Annotated in this window: 14 protein-coding genes; 10 read left to right on the plus strand and 4 right to left on the minus strand. The window is 43.9% G+C overall.

What is annotated here, in order from left to right:
- From DBO31_RS04035 to DBO31_RS04075, 9 genes are all read left to right on the plus strand, one after another.
- Positions 1–862 (plus strand): type IV pilus twitching motility protein PilT (locus DBO31_RS04035; protein ID WP_150824502.1); only part of this gene is annotated, 862 nt, incomplete at its 5' end.
- Between the two features lie 95 nt (positions 863–957).
- Entirely contained in the window at positions 958–2,070 is a 1,113-nt protein-coding gene (locus DBO31_RS04040) for a type II secretion system F family protein (protein WP_159897752.1), read from the plus strand.
- 22 nt (positions 2,071–2,092) lie between these two features.
- Positions 2,093–2,470, plus strand: coding sequence for a competence type IV pilus major pilin ComGC (locus tag DBO31_RS04045; protein ID WP_059076948.1), 378 nt, complete (start codon positions 2,093–2,095; stop codon positions 2,468–2,470).
- Positions 2,471–2,509: 39 nt separating this feature from the next.
- On the plus strand, positions 2,510–2,983 hold the full coding sequence (locus DBO31_RS04050) for a prepilin peptidase (RefSeq protein ID WP_070807766.1): 474 nt from the start codon (positions 2,510–2,512) through the stop codon (positions 2,981–2,983).
- Positions 2,962–3,414, plus strand: a complete 453-nt coding sequence (locus DBO31_RS04055; protein ID WP_059076950.1) for a Tfp pilus assembly protein FimT/FimU — start codon at positions 2,962–2,964, stop codon at positions 3,412–3,414. The genes DBO31_RS04050 and DBO31_RS04055 overlap by 22 nt, the downstream gene beginning before the upstream one ends.
- 368 nt (positions 3,415–3,782) lie before the next feature.
- Entirely contained in the window at positions 3,783–4,244 is a 462-nt protein-coding gene (locus DBO31_RS04060) for a hypothetical protein (RefSeq protein WP_150824503.1), read from the plus strand.
- Complete coding sequence (locus tag DBO31_RS04065; RefSeq protein WP_150824504.1) at positions 4,171–4,674, plus strand: hypothetical protein; 504 nt, start codon at positions 4,171–4,173, stop codon at positions 4,672–4,674. Before DBO31_RS04060 ends, DBO31_RS04065 begins: the two co-directional genes overlap by 74 nt.
- A gap of 13 nt (positions 4,675–4,687) precedes the next feature.
- A complete protein-coding gene (locus DBO31_RS04070) occupies positions 4,688–5,449 on the plus strand; it encodes a hypothetical protein (protein WP_150824505.1) in 762 nt (253 codons plus the stop codon).
- A gap of 150 nt (positions 5,450–5,599) precedes the next feature.
- The gene (locus DBO31_RS04075; protein WP_159897754.1) at positions 5,600–5,986 is read left to right on the plus strand and encodes a PilN domain-containing protein; all 387 of its coding nucleotides are present in this window, start codon (positions 5,600–5,602) and stop codon (positions 5,984–5,986) included.
- 462 nt (positions 5,987–6,448) lie between these two features.
- On the opposite strand, the gene DBO31_RS04080 is transcribed toward DBO31_RS04075, so the two are convergent.
- Positions 6,449–7,351 (minus strand): LysR family transcriptional regulator, encoded by a 903-nt coding sequence (locus DBO31_RS04080; protein ID WP_150824507.1) that lies wholly within the window; start codon positions 7,349–7,351, stop codon positions 6,449–6,451.
- Between the two features lie 546 nt (positions 7,352–7,897).
- Between DBO31_RS04080 and DBO31_RS04085 the strand changes: the two genes are divergently transcribed.
- Positions 7,898–8,899 carry a nucleoid-associated protein gene (locus tag DBO31_RS04085; protein ID WP_150824508.1) on the plus strand — a complete coding sequence of 334 codons (1,002 nt, stop codon included), beginning with the start codon at positions 7,898–7,900 and terminating at the stop codon, positions 8,897–8,899.
- A 78-nt stretch (positions 8,900–8,977) separates the two neighbouring features.
- Here DBO31_RS04085 and DBO31_RS04090 read toward each other — a convergent pair.
- The 3 genes from DBO31_RS04090 to DBO31_RS04100 form a co-directional block, all read right to left on the minus strand.
- Positions 8,978–10,359, minus strand: a protein-coding gene (locus DBO31_RS04090) for an IS3 family transposase (RefSeq protein ID WP_150824509.1) whose coding sequence is annotated in 2 segments (ribosomal slippage) — positions 8,978–9,831 and positions 9,831–10,359 — 1,383 coding nt in all. Because the reading frame shifts where the segments join, the coding sequence is not laid out codon by codon here.
- A gap of 109 nt (positions 10,360–10,468) precedes the next feature.
- Positions 10,469–11,209: a sulfite exporter TauE/SafE family protein gene (locus DBO31_RS04095; RefSeq protein ID WP_113854987.1), complete on the minus strand. Its 741-nt coding sequence runs from the start codon at positions 11,207–11,209 to the stop codon at positions 10,469–10,471.
- A gap of 122 nt (positions 11,210–11,331) precedes the next feature.
- A partial coding sequence (locus DBO31_RS04100; RefSeq protein ID WP_200817455.1) for a biotin transporter BioY occupies positions 11,332–11,779 on the minus strand: 448 nt, incomplete at its 5' end.

An 11,779-nucleotide genomic window follows, 5' to 3' on the forward strand; every position in this document is an offset into this window, starting at 1 on the left:
CATTGGGATGGAACTTACCTCTTTACAGAACTGGTTTGTTACAAAAGAGGAACTCCGGTGCTGGCTGTTGGCCCAGGGCTGGAACAATAGGACTGGTGATTCCCTGTCTGCCGAATGGGACGAAAAGGTGCGGCTCCGGATACAGCTTTGTCAGGCATACGGGGGATTTTATGCAGACATCCGCATATTATATCCTTTATCATCACTGCCGGCGGACGGAGATGAAAAATTACTGCAAAGACTGGCTTGCTGTTCTGATGGACTCATCCTGATCTGCGGGCCGACAGGATGTGGTAAGACGACTGCCTTGTGGCGGATGATCCAATATCTGAATGACCATAAAAAATATCATATCATTACTTTGGAAGATCCCATTGAAATCATTTTGGAAGAAGGTGGTTCTCTCATTACCCAGCGGGAATTGCACTGTCATTTTACCAGTTTTTCCCAGGCTGTCTGTCAGGCGCTGCGTCAGGATCCGGATGTAATCCTTATTGGAGAAATGCGTGATCAGGAGACTATGGATGCCGCACTGACTGCGGCTGAGACTGGCCACCTTGTGCTTTCTACGCTCCATACCCGGTCTGCTGCTCAGGCGATAACCCGTTTTGTCGGAGCCTATCCGGGAAGCCGGCAGGAGGAAATCCGCTACCGCCTGTCCCAGGTTTTACAGGCTATACTGGCCCAGCAGCGATTATGCCGCCAGCAGGATGCCTGTATAGTGAGAGAAGTTTTGTTGCGGACCCATGCCGTATCCCAGCTAATCCGGACTGGCCGGGAGCATCAGCTCCCCTCGCTTATGCAGATGGGAGCCGCTATGGGAATGCGTACAATGGAACAGGCTTGTCAGGGCAGAATATGATGAAACAGATACATTATAAGGTGACGGCCAGACATTCTTCAGGCAGTGTTGTGACACGCTTTTTACATGCCCCCTCCAGGAATGCTGTATACAAGATGATGAAACAAGGACAGTGGCAGGTTCTTCACATCGAAGAAATACCGCAACAACATGTAACATTGCCGTGGCGTATCCGAAAGATGAAATCACGGGAACTGGGATCATTTTTTAAAGAACTGGCAGAGATGACTAAGGCGGGTATCCCTTTTTTGGATAGCTGGCGCCTGCTGGTAAGACCATTACCACGAGGAAAGAAAAAAGATGCGTTGATAAAGATAGGAGATGACATAGAAAATGGCTCCAGACCATCTGTTGCTTTGGAATCATCCCGGCTTTTTCCAAAAATGACCTGCTGCTTGTTGAAGGCCGGTGAGCATTCGGGAAATATGGAATCTGTTTTATCTATTTTAGGAAATTATTATCAGGATGCAGATCGTCAAAGACAGCAGCTGATACAAGCTATGATATATCCGGGATTTCTTCTTGCAGGTACTATCCTGCTCCTTGCAGGAGCTGTTTTTTATATCCTGCCCGTTTTTGCAACCATGTTTGCATCCATGAATGTACCATTACCCGTTTTGACGAGAGGCCTTATTGGCATGAAGGATTTATGCTGCTATCATGGATTGTCTTTACTGGGCATATTTCTATTGCTGGCTGCAGTCGGAGTATATGGGTATAAAAAAAGGCAGGCCCGATTGTATATTACGGCCTGTATGATGCGGATTCCCCTGTGGAGACGGATGTATCTGGCGTGGTGCTGGCAGCGTTTCAGCCGGATCATGGCTATGCAGCTTGCCAGCGGCATTCCCGTACTTTCTGCTATACAGGATGCTGCAAATGCCACTAACGAGATCTGGTTCCAAAAGAAAATGGAATACTGCAGCAGCTGGGTGCGGTCCGGTCATTCGTTTCTGGAAGCGATACAGCATGAAAACATAGCCACTCCCTTTTTGGAAGCTATGATTCTTGTAGGGGAGAGCACGGGTAATTATGATACGGCATTTTCGCGGATTGCTTCATATTATGACTGGCAGATTTCCCGCTGGTCCCAGCGGATATGCCAGTTACTGGAACCGTTGACTATGGCTTTTATGGGCCTGATGATTGGTTTGGTCGTTTTGGCTTTACTGCTACCGCTCCTGGATGCGGCAGCGGCTATTATATGAGTTACTGAGAGGAGTGTTGATCATGTATTCTATGGCAAAAAAATGGTGGCATCCCGTTCGCAACGGTTTTTCCCTTCTGGAGATGCTGATTGTAGTTTCTATTATACTGGTTATTGCAACGATGGCTGTTCCTAAATTCAGCTCAGCCGGCGATAAAGCCAATAAAGCGAAAATACAGGCTGACCTGAGAACCATCAGCAATGCGGCTGCCGTGTATCAGTTTGATACAGGCGCGTATCCTGATACGGTCGAGACGCTGGCTGAAAAAGAATATCTTGAATTTGTTCCGAAACCGCCTACAGGAGCTGAAAAGTACAGCATTGCCGATGGAGTAGTACGGGTCACCCTTAATGGAGTTACCTATACATCGAGAAATCCAGAAGGTACAAATAATGAGTAATAAGAACGTATTACACGGAAAAGGGACATGGTGATAGTGATGATAGACAGTCTTGATCTGTGTTCTTTCCCGGTGATTTGCTGGTTGGGCATCGTGGCAGGTTGTTCATTGCTGATTGTCTATACGGATATACGTTATTATTGGATTCCCGACAGGATTGTTCTGGTCATGGCAGCAGGCAATGGAGCCGCCTGCCTGTTTCGGCTGGTGCAGCCAGACTGGATTCTCAGTCTGGCCTGCCTGGCCGGGTTAGGAATAGCGGCTTTCGTCCTGCCTGGCAGTATTGGCTGGGGAGATATTAAATTAATCGGAGCTCTTTCTCTGGGCAGTTCAGGTATGGTGTTGTACAGCACTCTCTGTGTTGCTTTTGGTACGGCATTGGCTGGTGCTGTCATGTATTGGATTGTATATCGCGAAAAAGTCATCCCCTTTGCCCCGTTTCTCATAAGTGGTTGGTGGTTGTCTTTCTTTTTTGCAGGAGAATGGATTGCATGGGCCGGGTTACTGATGTGAAGCAAAATGGTGGATTTTTGTTACTTGAATTATGTCTGGTTGTGTCGATCATACTTATTCTTATCAGCGCATCGGCCGTTCCAGCAGGGAATTATGTAGAAAATCAGCACCTCGATGGATTGATACGGGAAATGGCATGGGACCTGGCCTCGGTTCGTCAGCATGCTGTGGGCAATAATAGCGGTGACCCGGCCTGGCGGCTTTCGGTGCGACAGAAGGAGTATGTTGTTTTGGAAGGAACCAGGATTGTAAAACGACGGGCTTATGAGAACGGCATAAAATTACGCAGCTCATCATACCGGAAAGATTTTTATTTTGATGAACAGGGCAGGCCTAAAGGAAATCAGATGGTAGTTATATTACAAGGAAGGGGAGGCCATGAAAAGAAAATCATTGTTGCTGCCCAGACCGGGCGCATCCGGATGGTATAGCAGAGGTTTCCTGCTGCTGGATAGTATGGCTGCCGTTTTCTTTGTGGTGACCTTAATTGTGCCATCCGTTTTTATGATGCAGGAGACGATGCGTATATATGCCCGGTCATGTACGTGGCAGCAGGAAGCCAGCATAGCCAGAAATGAAATGGAATATCAGAAAATTAAAAGAAATGGAATGGAAGATAGGACATACTGGATACGGGGAAAGCCATATTACGTACATTGTGCGAAGTCCATGTGGCATTCCGGATGTGTGAAATACGATGTGGAGGTACGGGCAGATGGAGAAAAACCTTTTCACTGCATGCGTCTTGGACGGGAGAATATGCCATAGGAAGAATGGATTTATACTGCTGGAGATGGTGTTGGCGTCCTCTTTAACAGCCTTGATTGTACTGGCGATGCTTCCGGCAGCGGTACAGTCTGTCCGCATGTATGAATTTAGTTGTTCCTGGCAGGAAACGGCTTTGCAGGGAATACACCTGGAAGATACGCTGACCGTATCACTGGCTTCAGCTTCTTCTCTGCGCGTGACTGATTCGTCTGTACGATTTCTTACGGACAAGAACCTGCGCAGCGGCTTTTTAATACGACAGGGAGTCATATATAAATGTCTTGATGATGGTACTGTCCAGCCTGTAACCGGAACGGGAGAAACAGGACGGAACAAGATTATCGTGGAACCGTTGGAACCGGGATGCCCCTTTTTTTCCCAGGAAGATGGATGTGTCCGCGCAGCGATGAATCTCAAACATGAAGCAGGATGTACCTGGCGGTGTGATTTATGGATATATCCTGGAACCGGAATTACTCATGAAACGTCGTAATGGTTTTATTATGCTTTTTGCGCTGTGTACAGGGTTGATCATCTTCAGTTTTTCTTTGGCTGCAGCTGTATTGGCACATCAATATGAAAAACAAATAGAAATGTACAGATATTCCATCGAAGCCGTATATCTGGCAGAGAGTGCATTGCTTATGGGAAAGTTACAGTGCGAGAGTGAAGGAGAATCGGATCTCCCGGAAAAATGGGAGCAGGAGTTTTCCGAACTAGCTGAAAAATCAGGCCCGGGTAGAAAAATAAAAGTAGTACGCACACTGAAGCAGACTGGACAAGGAGAAGTGACAGGAACATTGCGTGGAATTGCCTGTGTCGGGCCGGATGGTGTACAACGGACGCGGGCACTTTCTTTTAATGCGATATATGATGCTTCCTGTCAGAGATGGACATTCACTTTTTATGATTATAGGATATAAGAGGTACTGATATATGGGAAAATGGGTACGAAAGGAAGCTGTGTTCTGGCTTTCTCCGTATGCAATACATATTATCAAAAAAGAGTATGACTGGCTGAGGCGGTGCCGTATGGTTCTGGGAGATACTTATGCGGACATTCCTGATAGGAAATGGTTGGAAAAAAGAGATATTCTTCAATCTGTTTTGCAACGTATCCTGGACGTATATGACCTTTATGGCTGGTCTTTATCTTTCGTATTAAGCGGACCTCAGGTTTTATGGAAGATTTGTGAACTGCCGGCAGAAAACAATGAAGAAGGAAGAGAAGCGGCTCTCTGGGCAGAACCATTGGCTGGAAAAGAATCGGATTACGCTTTTGATATCTGCCGCATAAGTAAAAAAGATGGGCAGGATATGTATCAGTGGATTCTGGGGGCCTATTCCCGGTTTAGTGTGGAAATATGTTATAAGACTGCCCATGATGCGGGACTTCTTATTAAAAATATAATGCTGCTTCCCGCTCTTATCAGCAATCAATATGCCGGTACAGACGGTACATTGTTTCTGCAGGAGAATAAAGATCTGCATATCATGGAAATAAAGAATGGCATAGTGGTGTCTTATGCATTTCAGCAAGGAGCTATCAAATCAGCTGATTGTACAGAGTGGTTTCATATGACTGTGAAGGAATCAGCTACGCAAAACTTGTGCCAGCCGGTATGGAAGAAAAAAACGGAACAATTTCAGCGTAAATGGCATATTCAAGGGCCTCCGTTCTTATTAGGAAACATATAGATGAAAATTGAAATTAATTTATTGCCCGCATCGGAAAAAGCCGGTGACAGAAGGAAGGATGTTTTGTATAGAATCCTTCTTTTTTCTGCTATTGCCGGGATTCTGACTTTCTGGATAATGAGTTTTCTGTATATTTATGAAATTCAGACGATGAAACAAAGATTCGAACAGTCTTTGCAACCGGTACAGTCGGAAATACAGGCCCACAATATAAAGATGAAAAAAAGAAAGGAAATAGTACAACTATTGCAGTATAAAGGAGAGTCGTATTGGCCGGCTATGCTGGTTTGCCTGGCCGATACTAAGCCGGCAGACATAACAGTAAAAAAAATTGCGGCAGAACGAGATAATTTGCAGATAGAAATTTCCAGCCGGCAACAGTCTGCTTTGCAGGAGTGGAAAGAAAAACTGCAGAAATCGCCGTGGGTTTCCAAAGCATATATACGAAAATGGCAAAAGAAAGGAAGAGAAAATACTGCAGAACTGCATATTGTATTACATCATGAAGATAAACCCGTGTCTCAAAAAGATGAATAACCAGAAAATAAAGAAGATAGTTACCGGAGTGCTCTGGGTCATTCTTCTGTTATCGGGATGGTTCAGTTTTACGTTATGTCATACACGCGATGAATGGCATAGAGCCATACAGTCACTGGAAGGAAATGGTATGCGCTTGTCTGCTATGCCAACCATTAATACAGATATATTTCTGTCGGACCGTGAAGTTTCGCTATGGGAAGCGACTGCCAGGGAAACACAGATGCAGCTTTTATCTATTCAGGAGGAGAGCAATGCATTAGGGCGATATCGGATAGAATTACACGGGTATTTTCACAATCTCATATATTTTATGAATCATCTGTCGATGAATCATCCACTGTGCCATATAGAGGTACAATGTATAGAACCGATAGAAAAAGGGCTATATATACGAATGATGCTAACGGAAAGAGCAGATACACGTAAAATAAAAACATGATGCAGGGACCATATGTGTTATTACATACGCATGTCCGTATCGACGAGGTACTCCTGAATCAATTCAAAAAAGGCCTTTAACGCCGGAGAAATCCATTTGTTTGTTTTGTGAATCATCAATGTTTTGATATGATAATCCGGACCGCCCCAGGGCAGGCGTATGAGAGATTGTGCCTGAAGTTCATCCTGAACGGCCATGGCAGGCATGTAAGTGATTCCTAAATTACTGGCAACGAGCTTTTTTATGGCAAATATACTTTCTACTTCCAGTACCTGAGCCGGCATAACGTGATACTGGGCAAGAGTGTTTTCAAAAGCCGTGCGGTAACTGCATCCTTTTTCTGCCAAAATTAGTGTCTGGCCGGAAAGGTCGCTGATTTGTACCGTATTTCGTAACGCAAAAGGGTGCTGTGGAGCAGCCAGAAGATACATCGGTTCATCAAATAAAATCCGGACGGTGCAGGAAGCATCCTGTATATTCTGTCCCAGAAGAAAGGCGACATCAATACGGCCTTCACGAAGTGCCTGATAAAGAAGGTCCCAGGAACCGAACTGCAGGCGCAAATCGACGTGGGGGTAGCGGATATGAAACTCTTTTAGCACGCTGGTAAGTCTCGTAATGCCGACAGATTCCATTGTACCAATAGTGACAGTTCCGCTCAGGCTGGTTTCGTTGACAATGCTTTCCCGGGCAGTTTGGGTGAGTTCTAGTATCTGTTCGGCATAGGGGAGCAGTTTTTGTCCCTGATCTGTCAATATAATGTGGTGTGGAAGCCTTTCAAAAAGGTGGGTTCCCAGTTCCTGTTCAAGCTGCTGGATTTGTCCGGTAATCGTAGACTGGGCATAGCCTGTTTTCCGTGCTGCTTTTGAGAAACTGCCCAGGTGAGCGATGGCAGTAAACGTTTTTAACTGGCGTAATTCCATTCCGGTTCCTCCTTTTTGCGTTCGGAATTTCCGATACGATTGTTCATATATTTCACTTTTACGGATAGATCTTTTAATGATAGTATAATACTTGAAAAGAGGAAATAAAAGGCCGGTCTTAATATAGAGAATGGGACAAATTGTATTGTGATACAGGGGAAAGGAGCGTTCTATTATGACTATCCAGATGACACAAAAAGTGCTTGCTCTGACCGGTATTCTGTTAATACTCTTTATGATTATCAGTAATTTATAACAATGTACATTGCCCGCTCATATATCAGCCCAAATATATGATATCTCCCACAAACAACAACAGGAACCGCATCGAAGCGGTTCCTGTTGTTGTTTGTGGAAAGATGTGTCTGACATAATGGATGTTTAGATGAAGGAATATAGGGAAAGTACAGGATTGGAATGACTGGCAATCATGACGGATGAAAGTGTATGACTGCGGTTATGGACTTTTTCCTTAAGAACTGTTAAGATAGACAGCATCAGCTTTAAGCACATTACATTTGTTTACAGGCGGAGGAAATATGCATTATGATGATACAAAAAGCAATCCTGCATATTCTGGACTTTAACACGAATATGTGTATTTTGTCACAGAAAGACCTTGATTTTTCCAGCGATGTCGTGTACGAATATGTAGATAAACGGATTGAACGACTACTGAAAGATGCCGGACAGCAGACAGGTATTTTTTATGCTACCAGTTCATTCCAGCATGTATTACAGCAGCTTCAGATGGAAGAAATAACCTTTGATGATGCGGCAGCAGTTATTGCAAAAAAAACGTATGATATACTGTCTCATTGTGATGAAATGGAGTCGACGGATCTTCTCGTCGTCGATTTTACTGACGATGATGGCGTGCGGACACTGGCTGTGCTGATGCTGGAAAACAAAACGGCATACACTCATCAGGTACTGGATGAGGAAGGAAATGTGTACAATAAACTTATTAAGCATTATGCTATTTTACCGGGGACCAGCCAGAAAATAGAAGCCTATGCCTTAATACGGTTTGATGACTTTTCTATCCGTTTTATAGATAAGAAGCGAAAATGCAATGGGGATGATATTTATATATTACCCGACCGGCTTTTACAGTGTACATCACAGATATCTGGCAGAGATGCTGTAAAAATAATCAATAAAATAGCTGCTGAAGTAGCAGAAGACCATGGCGGCAGCAGTGTTGAAGCATTATCTAAAGCAAAGAATTACCTGGCAGATCATGCAGAAACATCCGATTCCTTGTCACCAAAAGAATTGGGTTCTGCTGTCTTTTCAGATAACAAAGAAATGCAAAGTCAGTTTGAAGAGAAAATACAAGAAGCACAACTGCCCGATAATATTTCTGTTCAACAGGATTTTGCCCGGAAAACTGGAAAAACTCATAAAATAAAGACAGATACAGGAATAGAAATCACTTTTCCATCGGAATATATTGATAATTCTGACTATATACAATTCATCAATAATCCCGACGGTACTTTATCTATTGAATTAAAAAATATTGCCAAGATTGTAAATAAATAAAAAACAGTCCATATCCAGCTCTAGTGACCCCAATAAGTTAGACCAAAGTGTAGTAGCGATATTGCTGCTACACTTTTCTTATGCCACGTTATATTGTAATCGGTAAGCCATGGGACTAAGCCATCCCAGTTTCTGCTTGATTCTTTGAGTATTGTAATATGTAATATATCCTTCGATTGCTTGTTTCAGTTCTTCAAAACTATGATAGACATGCCCGTAGTACATTTCCTGCTTCAAAAGTCCAAAGAAGTTTTCCATCACACTATTATCCAGACAGTTGCCTTTTCGTGACATGCTTTGAAATATATGTTCTTTCTTCAACGTTTTTACATAGTCTTTCATTTGGTACGCCCATCCCTGATCCGAATGGAACGTCCTACGGAAAGGACAGTCTGCGGTAATGCGAATCGCTTCCTTCAATGCCCTCTGGATGCCGGCTCCAGAAGGCCGTTGGGTGATGCTGTATGAGAGAATTTCTCGGTTGAACAAATCAAGATACGGATCGAGATATGCCTTTTTGACAACCAGATTTCCTTTATTATCTTTTTCATAATACTTGAACTCTGTAGTATCGGTTGTAATCTTCTGGTGTGGGATACTCGTTTCAAAGCGACGATTCAAGCGGTTGGGTGCCACTGTTCCCACTGTTCCCTTGTACGAGCTGTACTTTCTGCTCTTACGCGTAAAAGATGTCACTTGCAGATTCAGTTTCTGTACGATGCGCTGCACCCGTTTTTTGTTGACGGCAACCCCTTGCGTATGCAGTTCTCCATAAATTCTCCGGTAACCAAAGTCTTTATTCTTTGCTCGAATTGCCAGAATTTTTCCTTCTAGTACCGAATCTTTTGAAGGACGGTCAAAGCGCTTCTGCCAATACATATACGTCGCTTTAGGGAGATGGACGACGGCAAGGATGTCTGTTAATTTGAATGATCCTCGGAGACTGTGGACGATCCTTGCTTTTCTTTCTGCGCTTTTTCCGCAAGACGCAGTCTCCTCAATTCTTTTAGGTACGCATTTTCAATTCTAAGACGTAAATTTTCTGCCTCCAGTTGCTCTACGTATTCCTTTTCTTTACCTGTTGATGGTTTCGGCACGTTCTGACGCCTTCCTTTCCGTTGTGGCTTCAACCCATCTACGCCGACGGCACGGTAACGTCCTACCCATGCAGCAAGGAGGGAAGGTTCTGTCATGCCGAGAGATAGGGCTGCATCCTGATAAGATAGATTTGTACTTAAGTACAATTTTACTGCCTGGAGCTTAAAAGGGAAAGGGTAATTTTTATTTTGCCTGGAGCGTCTCCGTGCACTTTTGCCGTGTTTTCTATATGCAGCTACCCAAACTTTGATACGTGTAGCACTTGGTATGTTGTATTTTTGGGCAAGAAATTCATAACTACCTGATTTATTCAAGAATTCTAATACAACTTTCATCTTAAATTCATAACTGTACTTTGCCATAAAAAAAACTGACCCCCATTCGTTAGAGTTTTAGGTCTAACTTTTGGGGGTCAGTTCAAGCTGCATAAACTGGGTATGGGCTGTTTCCTTATGGGTATACTGTCAGGAATTAACTGGCCAGGACACTGTAAAATGTATACAGACAGACGAAATAAAGCATGCAAAAAATAAGACGGCGGAATAATCGGGGCGATACATGTTTCAGGAGTTTTTGTCCCAGTAGAATTCCCAGAACCAGTGCCGGTATCATATACACCGACTCATATACGGCAGGTGTAAAATCGATGCCATTAGCGATGAAAAAGGATATAGAGATGAACCCGCTCACAAAGAAAAAGAGAACACTTGTACCGCGCAGTTGCTGAGGCGTAAAATCTGCATAGGCAAAATACATAATCAGAGGTGGACCGGCCATCCCTGTTGTGACTCCGGAAAGGCCGGAAAGAAAGCCTGTCAGAATATCATTACGCTGACACTGACGGAAATGGTAGTGTGAAAACTGCATAGCCAGCAAAGAAATAAAAATGACGGATCCTACGAGAATTTTTAACTGGATGCTGGAAAAATGATGATAAATGAGCAGTCCCGGAGGCTGGGCAAGCATATATCCAATAATAATAACGGCAACAACTCGTGTGCGGGCTTCCCGGAATACAAAAGGAAGCTGCACAATATTTGTGCACATGGCTACGACAAACATGATGAGTACGGTCAGTTTGGGGTCATAAAAAATCATTAATAAGGGGGCTGCAATAATAACCAGGCCAAAACCGGTAATGGCCTGCATGAGGGCCGCCAGAAATATGACAAACGCTGGCATCAAATGGGCCGTTATAAGAGAGAGATCCAATAAATCACTTCCTTTTCCGGAGTAGTTCTATAACAATGGTAGCATAGCAGAAACAAAGTATCAATGTAAAAAAGACTGCCTATGAATTTTCATCATACGCAGTCTTTGATATAAAAGGATAGTCAATCGTGATAGAGCTTATTGATCCGAACCCCTAAAAACGCAGCCAGGACAGCTTTGGCAATATCTCCGGGAATGAATGGGAATACGGCCATAACACAAGCCTGCCAGAATGTTACCTGCAGTACCAGCATCATGGAAATGACGCCACCTAAATAGGTAATAGGGATTCCTACGGTGATGGCTGCAAGAGAATAACGGACAAAGGAGTTATTACGGCCTTTTAAAAGACTGACAATGGGATAGGCAATAGCAAAGGCGATGATGAATCCACCCGTTGGACCGAACAGTCTGCCGAATCCTGCCGTACCACCGACAAATACGGGCAGGCCGGCGCTTCCCAGAAGAATCCAGACGAGCATGACAATAAGTGTTTGTTTCGGCTTTAATATGAATGCAGTCAGATTCATGACTACTGTGAGAGCCGTAATCATCGCAGTAGTAAAAGGC

It is taken from the genome of Megasphaera sp. DJF_B143 (assembly GCF_900320625.1).
GTDB classification, from domain to species: domain Bacteria; phylum Bacillota; class Negativicutes; order Veillonellales; family Megasphaeraceae; genus Megasphaera; species Megasphaera hexanoica.